Source organism: Paenibacillus taichungensis (assembly GCF_047302525.1).
GTDB classification, from domain to species: Bacteria; Bacillota; Bacilli; order Paenibacillales; family Paenibacillaceae; genus Paenibacillus; species Paenibacillus taichungensis_B.
Map to the genome: position 1 here is coordinate 541,851 of NZ_CP168020.1, position 22,713 is coordinate 564,563.

At 46.1% G+C, this 22,713-nt stretch carries 20 protein-coding genes; 14 read left to right on the top strand and 6 right to left on the bottom strand.

The genetic code is table 11. The features are described from left to right. The first annotated feature begins 210 nt into the window (after window positions 1-210). From ACDJ58_RS02570 to ACDJ58_RS02590, 5 genes are all read left to right on the top strand, one after another. Window positions 211-1,161, top strand: coding sequence for a ring-cleaving dioxygenase (locus tag ACDJ58_RS02570; protein WP_413375223.1), 951 nt, complete (start codon window positions 211-213; stop codon window positions 1,159-1,161). Window positions 1,162-1,175: 14 nt separating this feature from the next. Continuing rightward, a complete protein-coding gene (locus ACDJ58_RS02575) occupies window positions 1,176-1,781 on the top strand; it encodes an alpha/beta hydrolase (RefSeq protein WP_413379433.1) in 606 nt (201 codons plus the stop codon). A 270-nt stretch (window positions 1,782-2,051) separates the two neighbouring features. After that, window positions 2,052-2,942 carry an alpha/beta fold hydrolase gene (locus ACDJ58_RS02580; RefSeq protein WP_413375224.1) on the top strand — a complete coding sequence of 297 codons (891 nt, stop codon included), beginning with the start codon at window positions 2,052-2,054 and terminating at the stop codon, window positions 2,940-2,942. A 63-nt stretch (window positions 2,943-3,005) separates the two neighbouring features. Further along, window positions 3,006-4,298: a threonine ammonia-lyase IlvA gene (gene ilvA / locus ACDJ58_RS02585; RefSeq protein WP_379448235.1), complete on the top strand. Its 1,293-nt coding sequence runs from the start codon at window positions 3,006-3,008 to the stop codon at window positions 4,296-4,298. Between the two features lie 14 nt (window positions 4,299-4,312). After that, complete coding sequence (locus tag ACDJ58_RS02590) at window positions 4,313-4,900, top strand: GNAT family N-acetyltransferase (RefSeq protein WP_413375226.1); 588 nt, start codon at window positions 4,313-4,315, stop codon at window positions 4,898-4,900. A gap of 127 nt (window positions 4,901-5,027) precedes the next feature. Here the strand turns inward: ACDJ58_RS02590 and ACDJ58_RS02595 are convergent, their stop codons facing one another. Then, window positions 5,028-5,993, bottom strand: coding sequence for a hypothetical protein (locus tag ACDJ58_RS02595; RefSeq protein WP_413375228.1), 966 nt, complete (start codon window positions 5,991-5,993; stop codon window positions 5,028-5,030). A gap of 287 nt (window positions 5,994-6,280) precedes the next feature. Between ACDJ58_RS02595 and ACDJ58_RS02600 the strand changes: the two genes are divergently transcribed. Both ACDJ58_RS02600 and ACDJ58_RS02605 read left to right on the top strand, forming a co-directional pair. Continuing rightward, window positions 6,281-9,469, top strand: a complete 3,189-nt coding sequence (locus ACDJ58_RS02600; protein WP_413375230.1) for a stalk domain-containing protein — start codon at window positions 6,281-6,283, stop codon at window positions 9,467-9,469. 305 nt (window positions 9,470-9,774) lie between these two features. Further along, the gene (locus ACDJ58_RS02605) at window positions 9,775-10,692 is read left to right on the top strand and encodes an AraC family transcriptional regulator (protein WP_413375232.1); all 918 of its coding nucleotides are present in this window, start codon (window positions 9,775-9,777) and stop codon (window positions 10,690-10,692) included. 316 nt (window positions 10,693-11,008) lie between these two features. Here the strand turns inward: ACDJ58_RS02605 and ACDJ58_RS02610 are convergent, their stop codons facing one another. Continuing rightward, window positions 11,009-11,845: a hypothetical protein gene (locus ACDJ58_RS02610; RefSeq protein WP_413375234.1), complete on the bottom strand. Its 837-nt coding sequence runs from the start codon at window positions 11,843-11,845 to the stop codon at window positions 11,009-11,011. Window positions 11,846-12,259: 414 nt separating this feature from the next. Here ACDJ58_RS02610 and ACDJ58_RS02615 point away from each other — a divergent pair, with 414 nt between their 5' ends. From ACDJ58_RS02615 to ACDJ58_RS02625, 3 genes are all read left to right on the top strand, one after another. After that, window positions 12,260-12,496, top strand: a complete 237-nt coding sequence (locus ACDJ58_RS02615; protein ID WP_413375236.1) for a hypothetical protein — start codon at window positions 12,260-12,262, stop codon at window positions 12,494-12,496. Between the two features lie 239 nt (window positions 12,497-12,735). Continuing rightward, window positions 12,736-13,566, top strand: a complete 831-nt coding sequence (locus ACDJ58_RS02620) for an alpha/beta hydrolase (RefSeq protein ID WP_063568073.1) — start codon at window positions 12,736-12,738, stop codon at window positions 13,564-13,566. Between the two features lie 179 nt (window positions 13,567-13,745). After that, complete coding sequence (locus ACDJ58_RS02625; protein WP_413375238.1) at window positions 13,746-14,531, top strand: DODA-type extradiol aromatic ring-opening family dioxygenase; 786 nt, start codon at window positions 13,746-13,748, stop codon at window positions 14,529-14,531. A gap of 179 nt (window positions 14,532-14,710) precedes the next feature. Here ACDJ58_RS02625 and ACDJ58_RS02630 read toward each other — a convergent pair whose 3' ends face one another. Continuing rightward, window positions 14,711-14,923 (bottom strand): hypothetical protein, encoded by a 213-nt coding sequence (locus ACDJ58_RS02630; RefSeq protein WP_063568075.1) that lies wholly within the window; start codon window positions 14,921-14,923, stop codon window positions 14,711-14,713. A 161-nt stretch (window positions 14,924-15,084) separates the two neighbouring features. Continuing rightward, window positions 15,085-15,624, bottom strand: coding sequence for a DoxX family protein (locus ACDJ58_RS02635; protein ID WP_413375240.1), 540 nt, complete (start codon window positions 15,622-15,624; stop codon window positions 15,085-15,087). 339 nt (window positions 15,625-15,963) lie between these two features. On the opposite strand from ACDJ58_RS02635, the gene ACDJ58_RS02640 reads away from it, so the two are divergent. From ACDJ58_RS02640 to corA, 4 genes are all read left to right on the top strand, one after another. Beyond that, window positions 15,964-17,031, top strand: coding sequence for a DUF3048 domain-containing protein (locus ACDJ58_RS02640; RefSeq protein ID WP_413375242.1), 1,068 nt, complete (start codon window positions 15,964-15,966; stop codon window positions 17,029-17,031). Between the two features lie 216 nt (window positions 17,032-17,247). Further along, window positions 17,248-17,865: a DUF47 domain-containing protein gene (locus ACDJ58_RS02645; RefSeq protein WP_063568078.1), complete on the top strand. Its 618-nt coding sequence runs from the start codon at window positions 17,248-17,250 to the stop codon at window positions 17,863-17,865. Window positions 17,866-17,879: 14 nt separating this feature from the next. After that, a complete protein-coding gene (locus tag ACDJ58_RS02650) occupies window positions 17,880-18,869 on the top strand; it encodes an inorganic phosphate transporter (RefSeq protein ID WP_063568079.1) in 990 nt (329 codons plus the stop codon). A 352-nt stretch (window positions 18,870-19,221) separates the two neighbouring features. Continuing rightward, window positions 19,222-20,181 carry a magnesium/cobalt transporter CorA gene (corA, locus tag ACDJ58_RS02655; protein ID WP_063568080.1) on the top strand — a complete coding sequence of 320 codons (960 nt, stop codon included), beginning with the start codon at window positions 19,222-19,224 and terminating at the stop codon, window positions 20,179-20,181. 360 nt (window positions 20,182-20,541) lie between these two features. Here the strand turns inward: corA and ACDJ58_RS02660 are convergent, their stop codons facing one another. Beyond that, window positions 20,542-21,633, bottom strand: a complete 1,092-nt coding sequence (locus ACDJ58_RS02660; RefSeq protein ID WP_413375245.1) for a DNA alkylation repair protein — start codon at window positions 21,631-21,633, stop codon at window positions 20,542-20,544. A 178-nt stretch (window positions 21,634-21,811) separates the two neighbouring features. Then, entirely contained in the window at window positions 21,812-22,444 is a 633-nt protein-coding gene (locus ACDJ58_RS02665) for a tyrosine protein kinase (RefSeq protein WP_413375247.1), read from the bottom strand. Window positions 22,445-22,713: the final 269 nt, after the last annotated feature.

A 22,713-nucleotide genomic window follows, 5' to 3' on the forward strand; every position in this document is an offset into this window, starting at 1 on the left:
TGTTTTTTTGTCCATGTCGGTATACTCAGGCGGTATTAGCAGGTTAAAGTCCATTAATATCTTAACTTCAAAACAAAAGCTTGCTTATTTAGGGCCAATGGATTAATATGAATTTAAAGAATCTTAATTTTAAGATAAATAACAAAAAGCGATGCATAACAAACTGCTAAATATAACAATGAACCAAATAAAACTAAGGGAGTGGAGATTATGTTCAGAACTTCAGGAATCCATCACGTTACGGCTTTTGTAGATGATGCACAGAAAAATGTTGATTTTTACGCAGGTGTATTGGCACTGAGACTGGTGAAAAAAACGATTAACTTTGATGCACCGGATGTGTACCATCTGTATTATGGCAATGAGGATGGGGCACCGGGTACTATTATCACCTTCTTCCCTCAACAAAATGCCAGAAGAGGTGTCATCGGTGCAGGACAGACTGGCGTAACCGTATATGCGATTCCGGTGGGTAGTCTGCCATTCTGGAAAGAACGTCTGACATCCTTCGATATTCCATTTGAAAATAAAACAAGATTTGGCGAGCAGTACATTCGCTTCTTCGATAAAGGGGGTCTCTTGCTCGAATTGGTCGAGCGTGATGGAGGCCAGCCAAGTCAGTGGGCATTCAACGGTGTGCAGTCTGAACATGCCATCAAAGGTTTTGGTGGAGCTGTACTATTCAGCCATGTACCTGACAAAACAACGGATGTGCTGATAACGATGCTCGGTCTGGAGCAAGTAGGAGAAGAGGATGGAATCATTCGTCTGCAGGCGAGTGGTGACATCGGTCAACTCATCGACATTCAATCGACTGGAATCCAGCGGGGAATTGGCGGAGCAGGGACGGTTCACCATATCGCATGGCGTGCAAAAGATTATGTCGAGCATGAACAAATGCAGCAGGAGCTTCAAAAAGCCGGTTATCATCCAACTCCGGTCATTGACCGCCAGTACTTTAACGCTGTGTATTTCCGGGAACCGGGAGGTATACTGTTTGAACTGGCTACTGATCCTCCAGGATTTGCACGGGATGAACCACAGGAAAGCATGGGTCAAAAGCTGATGTTGCCTGAATGGTACGAACCACAGCGTGAGCAGATTGAACAGCTGCTGCCACCTATTCAAGTACGTGAATGGAAAGGAGAGTCCAAATCATGAGTACTACTAATACAATGAAACATATTTATAAAGCAGGTTCTCAGCCAAATGCACCCACACTTTTGTTGCTGCACGGGACAGGTGGAACGGAGAACGATCTGGTAGGTCTGGCCGAGATGATTGCCCCAGGATCTGGTATTCTGGGGGTGCGTGGTAACGTATCTGAAAATGGAATGCCCCGTTTCTTCCGCCGTTTGGCGGAAGGGGTGTTTGACGAAGAGGATCTCATTGCACGGACAGCGGAATTGGGTTCTTTTGTGGATGCAGCTGCTGTGGAGTATGGCTTTGATCGTGCCAATGTCTTCGCACTGGGCTATTCCAACGGAGCAAACATCGCAGCAAGTCTGATCTTCCATCAGGCTGACGTATTCAAAGGAGCGATTCTGCACCATCCGATGGTACCACTTCACGGTTTGGAATTACCAGACCTGAAAGGGCTGCCTGTATTTATCGGAGCAGGAGAGAACGATCCAATTGTGCCGAAACGTGAAACGGATGAATTGGCCTCACTGCTTAGCGGTGCGGGTGCAGCCGTGCATATGCACTTGGAGCGTCAGGGGCATCAACTGACTCGTACCGAGGCGGAAGCTGCTGCGGCTTGGTTTAAGACTCAGGCTTAAAAAATTTTACTGGCTGCTCTAATACTTCTTTTAAAGGGATGTCCCATAGGTCATGAAAATGACTGGGACACCCCTTTTTTTGCCATTTTTACGGTTTAACGAACCGAGCAGCATGCTATTCGTTCCAAGTTCCAACGATTCACTTTTTATTGAATCAGAGCGACGTTACGCCTTGTCCTAAAGAGTTGAATAATCTATAATCAAGTAATTGATAATCATTTTCATTTAGATTCGGTTTGTTATGACTATGCGTGTATTCAGGAGGGGAAGATGAAGCCTAGCCATAGCTCACATTCTTTTGGTTCAAGTGCCTTTATTCAGACCCGGGATGGTCGCAAATTACATTATATGTCCAGAGGAACAGGCGATCTGATAGTTATATTTGAGTCCGGTATGGGCTTCTCACGATCGACCTGGGGGCTGGTAGCACCTGCTGTTGCTGAACATGCACGTGCCGTCGTGTACGACAGGTCGGGCACAGGACGAAGTGAAGTCGATTCGTCTCCGCGCAAACTTCGCAGAATAGCAGAAGATCTTGACGATCTGCTGACTGCATTGGGGCCAGGTCCGTTCATATTGGTAGGGCACAGCTGGGGAGGCCCCATTGTACGAGCAGCTGCGGCCTCGAACCTGTCACGATTAAGGGGAATCATCATGGTTGATCCTTCAGACGAGCATTGCGAATTGTACTTTTCCAAAGCAGCCAAATTCAATTTTGCCTTGAACAGTCTCCTAATTCCACTCATGGCACGTACAGGATTGTACAGATTAGTAGGCAGCAGACCTGGAAGTGTACAGCCTGACGATGTTGTCAGGGATCACGGTGCAGAGGATTTCACCGTACAGGCGGCCAGGACAATGGTTGCGGAATCGAAACCTTTTCTGAATGACTTGGCTTCCTTGCTGGTTACCCCTCTCGATCTTGGTGATCTGGAGGTCAGCATTATCTCAGGTACGAAAACGGGCATGGGAGAACGTAAAATAAGACCTGCTATTATGGAGGCACACCGCAGGACTGTGAGTACTTTAACGAATGCAAAATGGATCGGAGCTGATCAATCCAGCCATATGGTCATGTTTACAGATCCTCAGGTCATTGTTGATGAAATTTTGCGAATGGTAAATGATGCGAGCTCAGGCGCAAGAACAGAACAAAAGTGATACAATAAAAAGAAAAAGCAATGCTTGCATTGCCAACCAAGATAAGCGGAGTGTGGATAAGAGATGAAACCAGTGGAACAAGAACCAACGGGAACTGCCAATCCCGGCCGTACCGGTGTTGGCATGGAAGATATCGTGCGCGCACACCATGTGCTGCGTGAAGTCATTGTAAGAACGCCATTGCAGCGGGATGCTGTATTGTCGGCCAAATATAACTGTAATGTGTATCTTAAACGGGAAGACCTGCAGGTGGTACGTTCGTTTAAAATTCGCGGAGCTTACAACATGATTCGTAGTCTGACTCCGGCTGAACTGGAGAAAGGCATTGTCTGCGCGAGCGCGGGTAATCATGCGCAGGGAGTTGCTTTTTCCTGTAACGCGCTTAGCATCCATGGCAAAATCTTCATGCCGAGCACAACTCCAAACCAGAAGGTGAAACAGGTCCGTCGATTTGGTGGAGATAATGTTGAAGTTGTGCTGACAGGTGATACGTATGACGATGCTTATGAAGAAGCTATGCGTGCGTGTAATGAACAGGGTATGACGTTTATACATCCGTTCGATCAGCCGAAGATCATTGCGGGTAATGGTACGGTAGCGATGGAAATCATGGAGAGTCTGGATGAAAAAGCGGATTATGTATTCGTCACAATTGGTGGCGGCGGTCTGGCTGCTGGCGTTGGAACCTACATGAAGACGGTTAGCCCGGAAACGCGTATCATTGGCGTAGAACCACTTGGTGCGGCTTCCATGAGTGAGGCGATGTTCCGCAAGCAGGTTGTCACGTTGGATGATATTGATAAATTTGTGGATGGTGCTGCGGTGAAACGTGTTGGTGACCTGACCTTCGACATCTGTAGCGGCACGTTGGACGACATTGTGAAGGTGCCTGAGGGCAAAGCTTGCACCACCATTTTGGAGCTATATAATGAAAATGCAATTGTTGTGGAGCCTGCCGGTTCTCTGGCGGTTGCTGCACTCGAGCAGTATCGCGAACAGATTGCGGGCAAGACGGTTGTCTGTGTGATCAGCGGCGGCAACAATGATATCGATCGGATGCAGGAAATCAAAGAACGTTCGTTGATCTACGAAGGTCTGAAATATTATTTCATGGTCAATTTCCCACAACGTGCGGGAGCTTTGCGTGAATTCCTTGTGGAAGTATTGGGACCCAATGACGACATTGCCCGTTTTGAATATACGAAGAAGCATGATAAGGAAAATGGACCTGCCTTGGTGGGCATCGAGTTGATGTACAAGGAAGATTACCAGCCGCTGATTGAACGTATGAATCGTAAAGGCCTCGCGTATACCGAACTGAACAAAAATCTTAATCTGTTCAACATGTTAATCTGATGAATCATTCCAATATGAAGTCGGACCGTAGTGAGGCACAGCCTCTGTTGAGACCTGCTCGCAAAGAAGATGTGGCACAAGTCATTCCTCTGCTTTATCAGGCGATTGGTGATATTGCCTATGCTCTGGCGGGTGAAGGTGAGCATGAGAAAGCGATGCAGATTTTGCAGCAATTTTACGTGCAGGAAGACAATCGGATCAGTTATCGCAATATAACGGTAATGGAGCAGAACGAACAGGTCGCTGGAATACTGGTAGCGTATGATGGCGGTGAGGCAGATCTTCTGGATCAGCCGATTCTGGATCGGCCTGGTCGGAGTACAGATGAGAAATATACGTTGGTCAAAGAAACCCGTCCCGGGGAGTATTATCTGGATACTCTATCCGTAAGCGAAGTATATCAGGGGCAGGGTATCGGCAAGGCCTTGATGGCTGCTTTTGAGCAGCAGGGAAGGGAACTTGGACACTCCCAGGTATCCCTCATTGTTGAACGGGACAATGGCCGGGCCTTGATGTTGTACGAACGGCAGGGCTATATCAAGGATGAAGTGATTGTTATTGCTGGACATGAGTATAACCATATGGTCAAGCCAATTCTGTAGTTCTCAACTCTGAGTTAGCCTGGAGTAGGAGATTCAATTCATAGATAGAATCCAAAGAAAACCGACATGGGAGCGAATCCTATGTCGGTTCTTTTGCGTTCATTAGGTGGTTAATATCATGAAGCATTTAGTAGCCGGCATCCGCCCCGGTCGGAACATTCTGTTCCAGCCATTTCTCCACCGCAGCTGTTTTCTCATACTTCGCTTCCTTAACCACATCCATAAAGGCATCCAGCTTGGTGAGGAATTCACTATCTACGGATGCAAGACGCTGCAAGACGCCGTTGTATCCTCTTTGGGCGTTCGCAACCATTTTGTTCGTGTCATAATCAAACAGCGGTGTATTGTTCAGCCCATAAAAGGTATACAGGGTATAACTGTTCAACAGATCCTGCACCTGCTTGGCCCGATTCGATTTCGGATACAGCTCCAGAAATCTTTCCTGGCTGAGTGCTCGAAGGAGAATTTCCTGATAGCCAATGACCAGAGCTCCGTCATCCGCAGGCAAGTTTTTCGTTTCCTTCGTCATGATACTGATGTAGCTTGAGATATCCTCTGTAATATCAGAGGTATATTTCACGAGTGCCGCATAATTCATAATGGGATAGAGGGAGCCTTCGAGCATGACGAGGCGATAGCCGCTGTCACGGGCTTCTTTTAAAAGTACACGCAGATCGGAGTCCTGGGAACGCTCCATGAGTTTGGTGAAGCTGTCGTTCGGTTGGTATACCTTGAGCATCTTGTCCTGAACGTTAGGAACGAGCAGACGGTCCGTCGTGGAGGTTAGAGCCTTCAGACGCGCACTCTCCAATTGAAGCACCATCAGGGTAGCGTGATGCGTTGTTACCTTTTTGATATTGGATTCCAGAAAGGTGTCAGCGGCGGGTAAGCCGTTCTTTTTTTTGAGCATGGACTGAAATGTTTTATATATGGCGGTTGAACTGCTGGTAGTTACTTTGGTATCCAGGCTTGAAGGAGCGGTAGTAGCAGCTCCAGATGTAGCTGCGGTTCCTGTAAAAATTGTAGCAATGGTAAGGACTGTGATGAAGAATCGCATCCCTTTGCGTTGGTCAGATAAATACGATGATGTCATCTGTGTGAACCTCCCGTAATTTTAAAGATAATAGGTTGTTATTCACTATACATTAAACGAATTTGGGAAGGATGTTGTTGCGGAATAATGACAAATTCTTCTGTTATTTTTAACCTTTGGAGGGTAGATGGTGGAAGGGCATTTCTGCGAAAATATTTTTTGTGGGATTGGAAACTTTTACTGATGTTCATACGTCTTAGATGTGCACAGGAAATTACAGGAATAAAATGAAATTCAACAACGATCACATTTTAACTTAAATAATGAAGAGAATGGGGATATTGGATATGAGAAAAGCTGGAGGACGTCAAGTGAAAAAGGTGATGTCAGCACTGGCCGTATCGGCTATGTTGATGTCTGCACTTCCAACGTCAGTTATGGATGCAGCTGCAAGAATTAGTATATATATCAACGATGCGGAGTTGTCGTCCGCGCAGGCCCCTGTCATGAAAGGTGGACGTGTACTAGTTCCATTGCGCTCCATTTTCGAAGGCTTGGATGCCACGGTAAAGTACACCAATAAAACCAAAACGATCACGGCGAGCCGGGGAGATCAGGAGGTTTCACTGACGCTGGGTTCCAAAACGGCTTACATCAACGGCGAAGCGATCGCACTGGATGTTCCTGCGAACACAATCAAAGGGAATACGATGGTTCCGATTCGCTTTGTCAGTGAAGCTTTTGGAGAGAAAGTATTCTGGAATTCCCGCAATCAGCGGGTAGATATCAAAACAACGTCCACACCTCCTGTGGATGAGACGAAATATGCAGCATGGAACATTTACGGTTCAGTATCCGGAAGCAATGGGGATGGTCGTGACCTGACTGTAAGCTTCACACGCCCGACGTCCGAAAAAGCTGTATCCCAGTATCGTGTGATGCTGGTGAAAACCCGTGATGTAAACAGCTTTAATGAGTCTGCGGCATCGGTCGTACCATCCGGTAATTACACATCCATTTCTCCAAATGGCACTGATCCAAGATTGACGCTGAATGCTCAGACACGCGACGTGAACGGGGATTTGTTAAACACAAGTGAAACCTATCGTCTGTATGTACTTACAATGGGAAATAGCAACAACAGCTACAAAAATCTGCTGGCGTGGTCTTCCCAGTCTTTGAAACTAAACAATGTAAAAACAACGGTTCAACCTGTCACAGGTCTGCGGATCGCAGATATCAGTGACTATGGCGATGGACGTGACCTGGAAATTAACTTCACACAGCCGAGTACAACATCCAATATTACGTATTACCGTGCTTTTGTAGTCAAGGCGAAAGACGCTTCTTCATTCAACCTGACTACGGCCAACAATGTGTCCAGCTCTAATTCAACCATTATCTACAAAGGTAACAGCACAGCGGTTAAAACCCAGCTAAGTTCCTCGACGCGTGATACATCTGGGGAACTGATCAAAAACGGCACATCCTATGTCGTCTACATTGTATCCGTGAGCTCGAATGCGGCAACAGCAGACAATAAACTCTCCACAGTATCCTCTTCGCTCACGTTGGGCGTAAACACAGCAACAGCACCTGTTATCACATCAGTGAGAGATAATTCGGATTATGGAGACGGTCGTGACATTCAGGTGAGCTTCAACCGTTCATCCGATGAGTCTAAAGTTGCTAACTATCGAATTTTCGTAGTGCGGAACTCGGTATCCAGCAGCTTCAATCTGACTACGGCGAGCAATCTGTCTTCCAGCTTGTACTATAACGTGAACAAAACAGGCAACAATATTACAACAACACTGCCATCTTCCATGAAGGATACAAGTGGTTATAACGTAACGAATTTACAGGATTATCGGATCTACGTTATGGCTGTAGGCAACCAGCAGAACGGATATACGAATGCGCTGTCTTCCTCGTCGACGCTGTTGAGACTGACAACGAATAGTAATGTTGGAGTCGCAAGCAACATCGGAGTGGCTGATGTGAGTGACTACAACGATGGACGTGACCTGAAGGTTTCGTTTAATAGAGCTTCGGATGAAACTAACGTTTCAGCGTATCGGGTATATGTGGTACGTTCTGCTTATGCAGGCAGCTTCACACTGAGCGCAGCTAATGCATCGAACAATTATTATCAGGTGAGCAAGACGGGTGGAAATCAGTCATTTACTCTTCCTAGCAATACGGTCGATACTAGTGGGTCTCGAATCACTAATGGTATTTCTTATCGTGTGTTCGTCCTGTCGGTAAGCAATAGTGGCAATTCCAGCCAGAATGCATTGTCATCTTATTCTTCACAAATTACGCTAGTACAGAACTCGACTGTGGCCGCTCCGACCTACGTGAATGCAACGGACATCGGAGATAATGGAGACGGTAGTGATTTGCAGGTGACATTTAATAGATCGTCTAATGAGACGAATGTTTATCATTACCGTGTTTTCGTAGTCAAAACGGCGAACTTGGGTGGGTTCGATTTGGCAGAAGCAAATCGGAATCCAAACTATAAGGTTGTGAATAAAGCTAACGGAAGCGGAAATTATACTTTGACTTTAAATGATGTAAAAGCAACAGATGGTACAAAAATTCTCAATGATGAAAACTATCGTATATTTGTGCTCGCAGTAAGCAATAACAGCAACTCTTCCAATGTGCTGTCCACGGCTTATGCTGATATTAAATTGTCTGTAACAAGTGCTGTTGGAGCAGTTAAAATCACTGATGTAGAAGTTAAAAATGAAGAGCAAGCTGCTGGCGATGCAACGGATGTAACTTTAAGATATACGGAACCAGCTTCAAAGGTAGGGATCAGTCGTTATGTTTTAATGATTGCCCCGACTGGAAGCACATTTAATCTAAGTATGGCAAAGAATATTGCATTAGCTAATAATAGTAGATCTGTAGGAATAAATGGTAGTCCAGTTTTACTTTCAAATGCTCTGCTTGACATTAACGGTCAAAATATTGAAGCAGGTAAATTGTATACTGCATATATTTTATCAGAATCTTCTGATAGCAAACGGGATTCAAGTATGACTTCATCTACTTTCAAAATTAATGCTAAAAAACAGTCTCAAGTTCCTGTTGCAACCGATGTAACGGCAACGGCAAGTATTGAAACGGGGATCAATGTAAGTTTCAATATGCCTAGTGGTACGGATGGGATTTCCGGTTATAATTTGTATATTGTAAAAGCATCGAAAACATCCTTCGATTTAACAAAACCTTCTGGAAACATAAATACTGCCGATAATTTTACGGCGAATTTAGGATTAAATGCAAAAGACTCGGATGGAGCTGATTTGGAAGCAGGAAAGGATTATATCATCTATGTTGTCTCTGTAGCTGGTAATCAGACAACTAATAAAAATTCAACTTCCGCAGCATCAAGATCTTTCACAGTGCCGACTTCTAATACAAATCAGGGTGGCACAGGCACACCTAATACTGAGGTAAGCCCAAATGGTAAAGATGGCAATAGCACGAATAATCAAACTTCATCTACAGGTAGTAATTGATTATTAGACTTTAAAGTAGTAGTGAAGCATAAATAAAAAAATTTAATTCTCAACTTATATGGTTTGAATGATGGATATCTAAATAGTCCACCGTTCAGTGTGAAATAAATAAGTATTTATTAAACAAAGTTTGTTAAAGCCTCCCTTTGGAAAAGTGAAAGGGAGGCTTTAATTTTCGCATGTGAGAACACGTTTATTCTTTATAAAAATCCTGTCACCAAAAAGGTTCCTTTGGCCGTTGCTGCAATGGGGCATATCGACGGATAATAGGAGGAAGAAGAGCATGATCCGAAAGGAATGATGGAATGCTTGCATTTCGCTTGACCGGCCTGCCGGATTCCCGGTTGCCTCTGTATCTGTATTGTGTAGGGACACAAGAAGAGAAGGTTCAGTTCAGACCGGATGGATTTCCGGTGTATCAGCTTTTTTTGTTACGCAGCGGCAAGGGGGAATTTAAGGTACCGGGTGAAGGAGCGTGGACAGTATCGGCGGGTGAACTGTTCGTGATGGAACCTGGGGTTGCCCATGAGTATATTCCACATTCTAAAACACACGGAGAACTTGGATATATCGGCATTGGTGGAGAGGCGGCGGGGATGGTGCTTCGGTCGGCGGGACTACTGGCGATGGGGCCACTGCGTTTGTCCGAATTTGAACAGTTTTGGTCACGAGTGACGGCTATCTGGCACTCACTGGACGATGGGATGACTGAAATGTGGAACAGTTCAACGATCATCTACCAGCTTATTCTGGACATGTCACGGTCCACCCTCACGCTGCATGATGAGACAGAAGAGCGAGAAGCAAGGAGTAGGTCGTTAACACGTTCAGAGCGCGAGTCCGAATCGGCAAATGAAGCATTCACCCGAGCTGTGTCGCTGATGCACACGCACTACCAGGATGATCTGCTGCTGAAGCATGTAGCTGAGGCCGTTGGTTATTCGGTGCAGCACCTGAACCGATTATTTCACCAGAGGCATGGGGTGACAGGACATCAGTACATGCAGCGATTGCGTTTGCAGAAGGCGGCGGAATGGCTGAACAAGCACCCACGAGCAAGTGTAAGAGAGGCTGCGGAGACGGTTGGTATGGAAGTGAACTACTTTATCCGGATGTATAAGCGAGAATTCGGAGAGACCCCGGGCAAGGAGATCAAGCATCGCATTCAGCTCAAAATGGAGAAAGACTCTACGGGCCCTGTGGATCATCTATATGAAGTATGACAAGGCCATTCCTTTCGGAAATGGATTCAGTTTCAAACGAGCTACTGGCCGTATGTAAGGTTACTCATAAGGTGTAGCACGTAATCACCTTTACCTCTGCTAGATTAAAAGCATTATGAGGTTTTACTGGACGGTCTGAAAATAAAAATAGCTGTCGAGAATTCTCAACAGCTGGCTAGGGGCCAGAATGGCCCCTTTTTTGACACTCGATATTCTATCTCATCACCGAATTGTCGTACTTCACTCGTACTTCATCTTCGCACACCACATAACTGTACGATATACCCAAATGTTGTTTCTCCACAAAGGGCCATCCTTACGCTTTCTTTTGTCCAAATAGTGGTCTCAACGTAGCCAATCCCACAATCCCGATTACGAGACTAATCCACGGAGCCAGCGTAAATACGGGAAGGCTGTCACGCAGCGGATATCCTACAAATAAGACAAGCACAACGATAACGATATAGATGACGATCCCGCGAAGATTGACCTGTGGTCTGGCAGTCTTGTCTGCTCCCTGATCATCTGGACGCTCAGCAAGGCGACGAAGCATTTCAACCAGTGCAATCCCCCCAACCGCCGCAACGATCAGGGAGAACAAGCTGATATGGCTAAATGGTTCCGTATCTCCACCCGTCCAGCCAATAAATAGCCCAACCGCACCTTGAATCAGCATGACAAAAGACAAAGCTGCCCAAGAGATCATGAAGTACCATTTGGGCGTCCGTTTAACTTGATCCGGAGTCTCCGCAGGTTCCGCTTCAACTGCTGCTGTCTTCTTGGCTGACGTACTGCGTTCATTGGATTTGCTTCCGGAGCCCTGTACGGCCGTACTTGAAGCTCTGGATGAGTCCATATTTGATTCACTAGCAGTTGCAGCCGGATTATTGTCTGCTACTCCTAGTTGTGAATAGATATGTTGTTCCAGATCAGGTCCATATAACTCGCGAGCAGGCTTACCGTCACGCTGAGCTTGTACGATGGCTCTTCCAGCAGAGAGAATCCATTCTTCCTGCGTTCTCTCATCGGCAGGTGCTTGGCGCGCAATGGTGCTGATCTGATCAAACAGTTTTACATGTTCCGGTGTCATCTTACTCATTTCGGTCATTTGCCGATTCTGTATTTCTTTCAACTTTTTATAGGAAATCCCCAATGATTGCTCCCCCTGTCTACACACGTTCTGATCCCCGGTGATCTGGAGACCCTGACGGTATTTTAGTATACGGGAAGGGCTCTCGTTTCGCAAAGTCATTCCTTATAAAACAACTGTTTACGATTCGACCATAGCCCTGCGCAGGCCAGAATGACACAGGTACATAGCAGTACCAGTTTTCCGTGAATACGAATCCAATCCAAGATGTGTTCCATGAATTCAACCCTTTCGCCAGAAGGAATCGGAGGCAAATGTTGGCTATGTTATATTGATTAGGTTCTCCGTGGTTGGCCGTTAATATGCGTAAGGGATCGCCCAGTTCCAACGATTGTGTGAAGAATGAATAAAGTGCAGCCGATTCCACCACAATAGTAGCATTTCCAACAGAAACCAGGGATTGGAGCGTGGCAGGTTATGGATCAACAAACGGATAAATTAACTAGGAAGCTGCTGCTGAACAGCAACTCCCGCGGAGTAACGGATGAGGTTGTGCCAATGGATGAGACGTTGGAGGATGCTGAATATGCGGAAGAGTATACAGATGGAACCTTTCAGTCAGGGAGCTTCTGGGGGAGCTCGAATTCGGCTTATGAACATGAATGGCAGGGGCGAGTGGAGACTCATGAGATGTTCCGTCGAAGTTATGAGTAATGGTCTCAAATATTAGAAATGATTCGAGTCAGCTGTTGTCAGCTTGGCTCATTTTTTTTGTGAAATTGCCGATAAAATGTAGACAAGGTACGTCTGGAAATGGACATTTCCTCACGTTGACTTGAGGTTCTCAGGATGATAATATACTAATATCATCTTAATACACATTAAACTTATCGGATTTATATATGATTAACAAAATGAACATGAGCAGGGAAGAATGGAAAGGGGAAATAGGCATGGAGCGTCAGATCAGTATTCGTCATGGGCAAGAAGAATTAACAGCCACGATTCATTATCCGGTCGTCAAAGACATTAAGGAGGGAAATCACCAACAGCGCGTGCCTCTTGCTGTCATCTGCCATGGATTCGTAGGAAGTCGGATCGGTGTGGATCGTCTCTTTGTGAAGACCGCCCGTGAGCTGGCCGAAGATGGATATTTGGTGCTGCGCTTCGATTACATCGGCTGCGGGGAGAGCAGCGGTGAGTATGGAGCTGAAGGACTTGAATCCATGATTACCCAAACACGTTCTGTGCTGGACTATGCGGTAAATTGCAGTGATGTAGATCCAACCCGTGTAACGCTGATCGGTCATAGTCTGGGTGGAGCTGTTGCTCTGCTGACTGCTGTCCGTGACAAACGGGTCAAGAATCTCGTCATGTGGTCATCCGTGGGATATCCGTTCAATGATATTGTGAAAATTACGGGACGTGATGTGTATGATGAAGGGGTGAAACTGGGATCTGCTGATTATCTCGGTTATAAGTTTACACCAGCATTCTTTGAATCACTGGCTGAACATCAGCCATACCAGGAAGCCGTTAAATTTAACGGAGATGTTCTGGTGGTGCACGGCACGTCGGATGAGATCATTCCTGTGGATTACGCGTTCCTGTATCAAAAGGTATTCTGGATGCGCCAGGAAGGCCGCTGCGACAAGGAGATTATTTTCCAGGGCGATCATACCTTCTCTTCCGGTAAAGAGCGTGAACAGCTGATTACGCGTACGAGAGAATGGCTGGGAGAGCGTCAGAAGATTGAACAGGATTGGCAGCACTGGATGATCTAAGAGGACTAAATATCGATCTCTATGATTAGGCTGGAGCATTCTATAGCCAACATGGATTGGTCCATAAGGCAACATGCGCGTCCATATTGCATCTGATTGGGATGTTAGCTTGGAAAAGCGCCTTCTTCGGGGTAAAATAGAAGGGTAAGCATCCTATCCGTGTCTGGAGGTTGGCAGCAATGACATTACCCGCACTATTCATTGCGCATGGTTCTCCCGCTCTGGCGGTGGAGAGCAATGACTACACTCACTTTTTGAACCAGCTTGGAGACAGGCTGCCGGCTCCGAAAGCCATTGTTGTATTTACGGCGCATTGGGATCGTCCCGAACCGTCCGTGACAATGGATGATACACATCAGACCTTGCATGATTTTTACGGATTTCCCTCTAATATGTATACAATGAATTACCCGGCTCCTGGTCAGCCAGACCTTGCGAATGAGATCTGCGCTCTGTTCACTCGTAGTAATCTTCCACATCAACCGGTTCGAGGCCGGGGATTGGATCACGGGGTATGGGTACCGCTGTTACACATGTATCCAGAGGCGAATATTCCTGTTATTGCGGTATCTGTCGACTCGTTGCGTTCCCCGCAGGAACAGTATGATATAGGCCGGATGCTGGAGCAGCTGCGTCATGATAATGTGCTGATCATTGGCAGTGGCGGAACGGTTCATAACTTGCGCATGCTTGGCACTAATGATGAACCGCAAGACTGGGCAGTGGAATTCGATAACTGGATTGGCGAGCGGCTTGAGCAGTGGAATACGAGAGAGCTGTTTCAGTATGACAAAAAAGCGCCCCATGCCCGCACGGCGGTTCCATCTTATGGAACGGAGCACGTTGCGCCCTTGTTCTATGCTATGGGTACGGCTGATATGTCTCGATCTGCAAAACGTCTATTCCAGTCGTATCCTTACGGTACGCTCAGTTTAAACTGCTGGCAGTTTGGTGACGGCGTATAACTTGGAACAAACAAGAGTATGTGAACAAGTCTTTGAGTTTTATTTTGCAAATACACCTAGTTCATCGACCAGACAGACTTAGGTTATGAATTAGCTGAACCAAAAAAGGTTTCTGCGGCCAGCGTAATGGGCCTCAGGAACCTTTTTCTATAACTTGAGCATTCTGCAATTTAGTATAATCACTTGCGAATCTCGAAAAGCTCACATGCTGTACGCGAGTGATATGCTAGTTCACTTACACTGGACTGAATAACAACGGTATTGCTGTCAAAACGGATAATGACGCCACCGGAATCAATCTGGTGATTATCTTTAAAAACACGAACTTTATGCTTCATTTCCATGGCTTCTTGGAAGTCGGCATCGGTTTCAAGACGGCGCTGGGTTGGCATGTCATGTACTCCTTTAATTGTAATCGATCGATATGTTCATCATAATACGTGTTTCTGTCGATGGGCAAGTCAGATGACATACAAGCATATATAAAAAAACAAAAAAGTCCTGCTCTCCAGGGGGAGGGGAGCAGGACCGGAAGAAAATGTCTATTTAATATTTAGGCTGTTTTGTGCGTATGATTTATTGTTGGTGTGTCTTTAGGCTGGCTGCCTTTATTTCTAGTGAACAATCCGCGAAGGTAAGGCATTACCCAATGATCCAAACCGATTTTACCAGCATTTGCACCAGCGACTACAAGGAAGACTTCCATCAGAACTAATTGAGCATTCGTGCTTACTGTTCCCGAGAAGAGGAACGCGAAGTTCATGACCATCGCCATCAGTGCTGCCAGTGTTGTAAAGCATCCCAGAATGAGACCCAGACCTACAAGGAATTCACCCATCGGGATGATGAAGTCGAACAGTCCTGCATTTGGTACTGCGAAGTTCTCAAGGAATGTTCCCCACCAAGCTTGAACAGTTGGGTTTTCACCCGTTGCTTTTCCTACAGCGCCTGCAAGGAATCCGCCAGCTTGGAATCCACCTGTCAATTTGCCCCAGCCATGTGTCATCCAGTCGTAACCGATATACACCCGAAGTACTGTCAAAATCCACATTGCCACTTTGTTTTCTCTAAGCCATTGGTTGAAGCTGAACATATAAACCACTCCTTCATGGAATTTAGTGTGTGTTGTTTTTTTTGTTTTTCTAAGTGATCACCTTTGATGTCTTTATTGTATAGTTCAAAAGTCATTCTGTTTGTGATTATTATCACAATCTAGTTCAAATTTTAAGTAAGGTTTGAGAAGTTCACATTTAGGACATATTTTTCGTCCTGTCTCAAGTTTCAAACGTAAAATGAAGGGTAGAAAATGCTCTCCATATCGAAGACAAATGGTGCTGTGTGTGATTAAATGGAAAGAAATACGTGAAATGGTCACTTACATAAGAGCAACTACAGCCTAGATTTCAGCCATATCGTTCAGGAGGTACATATATTGAAGCAATTGAAATGGAACAAAACGACGTCAGCGGCGTCGCTGCTTATTCTGGCCCTGAGTCTGGTCGCTTGCCAGAATAAGGAGATGGTCCAGATTCCGAAGCCGGAGTCCGTTCCTACACCCATACAGGAAGAGCAAGAGACGGAAGTACCTGCCACGTCGCTCTACACAGCACCGCTGACGGGTCTGCCTGTTGATGAAGCAATTACGCACCGTCCGCTGGCAGTTATGATTAACAATGCACCTGCAGCGCGGCCCCAGTCAGGTCTGAGTGCGGCAGATATTATTATCGAAGTGCTCGCTGAGGGAGGCATTACCCGTTTTATTGCCATCTTCCAAAGTGAAGGCGGGGCAGACACGGTTGGACCCGTGCGCAGTATCCGTCCGTATCTGATCGAGCTTGGTGAGAGTTACGATGGGGTATTGGTTCATGCGGGTGGCAGCCCGGATGCCTATTCCATTTTGCAGAAGCAGCAGAAACAGCATATGGATGAGATATCGAATAGCGGCCCTTATTTCTGGCGTTCCTCGGATCGTAAAGCACCGCACAATCTATATACGTCGGCGGACAAGCTGAGAGAAGGCGCGGACACCAAAGGCTATAGTCACGACTTTAAGTCCCCTGTATATACGTATAACGAAGAAAGTGCCACGTCCGCCGGAGAGTTGGTCAAGCAGTTCGATATTCATTATTTATTGGAGAGTTACCGGGTCACGTATGATTATGATGAAGTTAGCGGACGATATATGAGATTGGTGAACGGAAAGGCAGATCAGGATCTGGATAACGGCAATCCCATCGGAGCGGCCAATATTATTGTAGCGGGTGCAGATCACAAGGTGCTCGACAATGTGGGCAGAATTTCCGTTAATTTGGAGCAGGGCGGTGAAGCCATGCTGTTTCAAAAAGGCAAAATGATTCGAGGACAGTGGGTCAAAAAACCAGGTGATATTATTCGATTTGTGCAAAATGGGTCCGAAGTTGCTCTTGTTCCTGGCAAGACTTTTATTAGTATCGTTCCGAATCAGCCTGACTTTGCAGGGCATGTTGAAATTGAAAATTAATCCAATTTGAAGAGAAATGTAAACGCAGTGTAAAATTTCATCATCATTTTTCCAGCCATTCCAAATAATTAAGATTCATTTCAGATTTATGTGATAAGAATATAAAAAAGGATCATGCCTTATGTACAAACCGTGAAACATTTATGATAAGATATCAAAGGTTGTCATTTCATGTTTCATCGGTTATCGGCAATTTCTCGTAAAGGGGATAGAGCTATGAAGCTTAAGAAGAAGAAGGATATATTTTTTGAGACACTAGAGAACATGGCAGATACGGTCGTGCAAGCGGCTGATTATTTCTCCCAACATGTTTCCAACCTTCAGGATGTGACTCTTTTTGCCAATGAAATGAAGAAGTACGAGTCCCAGTGTGATGATTATGTGCATACCGTCATTACAGAGCTCAACAAGACATTTATCACGCCGATCGAACGCGATGATATTATGGAACTGACAACAACACTTGATGACGTATTGGACGGGCTTGAAGCAACGGCTTCCCGTTTCTATATGTACCAACTGACTGACCCGGACGAATATATTGTTCAATTCGCTGAAATTTTGCGCCAATCGGCTTACGAAATTCAGAAGGCCATTCATTTGCTGTCTCAGAAAAAATTGCTGGCGATTCGCGAGTACACGATTCGTTTGAACGATCTGGAAAACCAGGGCGACGAAGTGCTGCGCAACTGTATCAAGAACCTTTTCGCTACCGTGCCTGATCCGATTGAATTGATCAAGCGCAAAGAAATCTATGAACGTCTTGAGACGACAACGGATGCTTGTGAACATGTTGCCAATGTGCTTGAATCCATCATCATGCGTAATTCTTAAGGAGCCAGAGAATAATGGAAACAACGATTTGGGTATTGGGTATAGTCGTCTTCCTTGCACTGGCGTTTGACTTCATCAACGGATTCCACGACACGGCGAATGCCATTGCAACTTCGGTCTCGACCCGAGCACTGACACCACGCCGAGCTATTCTTATGGCTGCGGTGATGAACTTTGTCGGTGCCATGATGTTTACGGGAGTTGCGAAGACGATTGGGGGGAGTGTAACCGACCCCACCACGCTAGATAACGGGATCGAGGTCGTCATAGTCACCTTGATCGCGGCGATTATCTGGAACCTGGTTACATGGTGGTTTGGTATTCCGTCCTCTTCCTCACATGCATTGATTGGAGCCCTTGCAGGAGCTGTACTCGTTGGCGCAGGCGCTGATAAAGTCAAATGGAGTGGATTTATTGACATCGTCGGAGGATTGTTATTATCACCTCTGATCGCATTTGCCATCGGTTATGTGGTCATGACCATTCTCAAATATATTTTTGCCAAACGCAGTCCGCATAACGTGAACAAAGGTTTCCGTACGGTACAGATTTTCACAGCAGCGCTCCAGGCGTTTACGCATGGTACCAATGATGCGCAGAAAGCAATGGGGATTATTACTTTTGCACTGGTTGCAGCAGGCGTACAGGATCATCTGGATGTTCCGTTGTGGGTTAAAATCTCCGCGGCAACAGCGATGGCACTCGGTACTTCCATCGGTGGTTGGAAAATCATCAAAACGATGGGAACCAAAATTTTCAAAATTGAACCGATTAACGGGTTTGCAGCTGATCTATCAGCCGCATCTGTTATTTTCTCGGCAACCTTGCTCCACCTGCCGGTGAGTACAACTCACGCAATCACATCTGCCATTCTGGGTGTTGGTTCCGCGAAACGTTTCTCAGCCGTGAAATGGGGACTTGCCGGACGTATCATTATTACGTGGTTTATTACGATTCCGATTACCGGGGCGCTGGCAGGATTATTATACTGGATCATTTTCTAATTCGAAAATGTGTTCCGGGACAAATTCTGGGTTTCAGACAAACTGTTCATAACTATGTGAATATCGGGATATGTGGACAATTATACAACCAAAAAGAAGAGACGCCTGTGCATGAACGTGTGGACAGGCTGGATATGTGGATAGCCATCCGTGGAATGATAAACCAAAAGAAGATATTCCTGTGGATACAGGAGACTGTGGATAGGGAAATGAGAGAAGCCAACAGGGTTGGCTTTTTTTGTTGTCGCGTTTGCAGGATAACGTGTGTATAATGGGCTGTTGCAGGAGACGGTTCAATGGTTAAAGTTGTACAATAACGTAAAGGATACAAGACAAGGACGTGGTCTAATTTATGATTCGTACACTCGCCATCTCACGGGATCATCAGGTATCTGTAAATGTACCGCTTACACAGCTGGATCTGCAGGATTACGCCTGGGTATGGGCAGATTTCAATCAGCCTTCCGAAGAGGAAAGCCAGTTGCTCGATACATATTTTCATTTTCATCCATTAGCTATTGAGGATTGTATGCATGTATTGCAGCGACCTAAGCTCGATTATTATGACAATTTGCAGTTCCTCGTGCTGCATGCACTGAATCCGACCACATTGGAAGCGGAAGAGGTGGACCTGTTTCTGGGGGCGAACTTCCTGGTATCCTTTCATCACGGGGCACTGGAGGAAGTCGATGAAGCTTGGGAGAGGTTGCTGCATCATGCGCATGAACGAACCATCTGGGCCCGGGGCCCGGTGGCAGCTGCGTATACGGTGATGGACAAGCTGGTCGATCATTATTTCCCGTCTCTGTTTGCCATAGAGGATGAGCTGGCTGAACTGGAGAACCGGGGCGGCAAGGAGTCGGTGGAAGACCTGATGAATCAGGTGTTCGACTTGCGCAGTCGACTGCTGAAGCTTAGACGAACGGTAGTGCCCATGCGGGATCTGCTCTATCGGGTAGTCAATTCTCAGCATGTGCAGAGAACAGGAGAGCATACCGTATATTTTACCGATATCTATGACCATTTGTTGAAGCTGACGGACATGATTGAAGCTGATCGGGAAATGACGGCAGACCTGCGCGACAGTTATATTTCGCTGAATTCCAACCGTATGAACCAGATTATGAAGACCCTCACCGTGATAACAACAGTCTTTATGCCACTGACGCTGATCGCAGGGATCTATGGTATGAACTTTGCTTATATGCCTGAGCTGCAATGGAAGTTTGGGTATGGAGCTGTGCTGCTGTTGATGTTTATTCTGGGCGGAAGTATGGTGGCCTGGTTCGTGAAGCGGGGCTGGTTTAAGTAAGGAAGAATAGAAACTGAATAGCAAGTGATGAGTTAGCGGTCTGTAAAGATCGCTTCTTTAGCCTGTGTATGATGTGCATAAGAGGGCAAATAGGAGTACATATAGATTTGTTTTCGGAATAGATGTCCACATGTGGATAAGATAAATGAAGAAGCATCATGTGTATAACTTGATTTTGAGGGATATTTGGCTGTTACGAACAGGGTGGAAAAGGTAATAGGCATCTTCAGTACTGAAGACACCTTGGGGAATTTCTCAAGGAATGGATTCTATGAGCTGAATTTTAACATGGGATTCATATCACAAATGAACCTTGCTATCTTTTCATGATAAGTTGGATGGCTACTGGCCCTTCGCAGTTTACTCTGTTTGCTCCAATACAAATGTGGCTGTAGCTGTAGGTTGTCCATTAACGACAATCGTTAGCGTATGCAAACCAGCGTAATGCTTTCTCGTCGTAATGACTTTGAACGATTGCTTCGTTGCAACCTTGGTTCTTCCGGTAGGGAAGGTTTTGTCAGAGCATTTGAACCGTTTGGGTGCCTGCTTGCCATTTGCTTTCATATATCCGATTTCATATTCGATCCGCAGCATCTGTGACTGACCACTTTCATTAACGACATCAAACGAAAAATGAAGATCTTCCCCGATGGCCACGGTATCTCTTGCAAGCTGAAGATGCTCGATATGTGTCGCATCCTGCTCGACATAACCAAAGAGACTCAGCGCCTTCGGATGTCCCTTTTTCAGCAATGAGCGGCTTGCATGACGAACGATCCAGTCCGTATGTTCATGCTGTCCGTACCAGCTTGAGGCCAAATCCAGGACCAGTTCAGGATGGTCTTTCGAGATGTCGTTCAGGTGATTGGCTACACTTTTCCGGACATACAGGGACTCGTCCTGCTTCAACTCATGGAGAATTGGAAGTACTGGTGTGGGATCGGTGATGAAGCCCCGAAGTTTGGAGCCCCATGGGAGACGTGGACGGCTGCCTTCACTGGCAAGCCTGCGTATATGTTCATTGGGACTCCCCGTCCATTCCATCATGCGTTTCATCGTTTCGATCGGGTAGCGTTCAATAAACGGGCGGACCGCGAACTCGGAACTGGAATAAGGTGTGAAGACGGCCAAGTACTTCATGGATAGTTCGTAGTTTTCCGGCGCAAGTCCGTTCACTTCAATATAATCGGGTACGAACAAATATTCGACCCCTCGCATCTGTGGTGCTGCCTGCTCAATCACGTGTAATGCCTCTTCATAGTTGTCGGGGAGAACTTCGGTCAATGCCGACGTAATGCGGCGGATACGAGCTTTGAATTCCAGCTCTTCCCAGCCCTCAGCAAATACAAGTTCACGAAATTGCTGCTTGTCCAACTTGGGGTAGAATTGGTGCAACCATTCTCCTGTCCGGTCGATTAATGCGGGAGTATATTTGTCTTTAAACAGTTCCATAATCCGCCTCCTTTATCTATAACTCAGTATACCTCAATTCACGAGAATAAGAACATAGGTTCTTAAAAAATTGGTTATGAATATTCTCTTATATGAAAGAATGAGTGGATTGAAGGGGAGAATAAGATGGAATTGGATTAAGGCACCCCCTTATGTAAGAGGGCGCCTGGGAAAAGTGTTAGAGCTTTTTGCTTCTTTTGGGACGACGATTGGTGGAATTGGATTTATTCCGGCCAGTTTTACTATTCGTGTTCCGTTTGCGCGGAGCAGAGGTCGTTTTTTTACGGCGTTTGCGTGAGCGAGGCGGAGAATACTCTTCATAGTCTTTGTCCGCAGCACTGCTGCTTTTTTTTCCTTTTCCAAAAGGTAGAATCCCCATCACCAGTTTCATCATTGGTGCCATCTGCTGGAAGCCGCCAACGACCTTTTGCATTTTGCCGATTCCACTCATGATGCCATCAATTCCACCGAAGCGGTCGATCATTCCTTTCAGTTCTCCGATGTTGGCCAGGGAAAAGCCTGAGGAAGACGCAGGCGCTTCCACCGAAACAGGAGGAGCAACAGGAGCTCCCCCGCCGAAAAAGTTTCCACCGGGTCCCCCCGGACCACCTGGACTATAAGGTACAAGTCCGGATGCTTCAACCTCTTGGAATTGAGGGTTGTAAGGCTCTACTCCAGGATACATGGGTTGAACCTGGGCTTCATTCAATGCCCGTGGCGGCATATAGGCAGAAGTATGTCCCTGCCGTTGCGTATGGGAAGACGGACGCTGCCGTGGAGCGGGCTGGCGGTGATAATAATGCTGTGGCATGAACTATCACGTTCCTTCTATGTTGGATTTCGGAATTGCGTTCCTTCCGGCTGGTCGTGCATAACAGACCGAGATGGAACTCCCTTTTGCTATACTGTATGTCATTAGCGGAGAAACGGCGTAGGCGAGTATCCCGCAAAACGGGATATTTGCGGATTTGGGCGCAGGAGAGGATGATAGGTTCGCAGTGGAATTATATGTCTCAGACACAAAATTGTCACATTTTAAATGGAATAATTCCTACATAATTAATCGGAAATATACGCAGA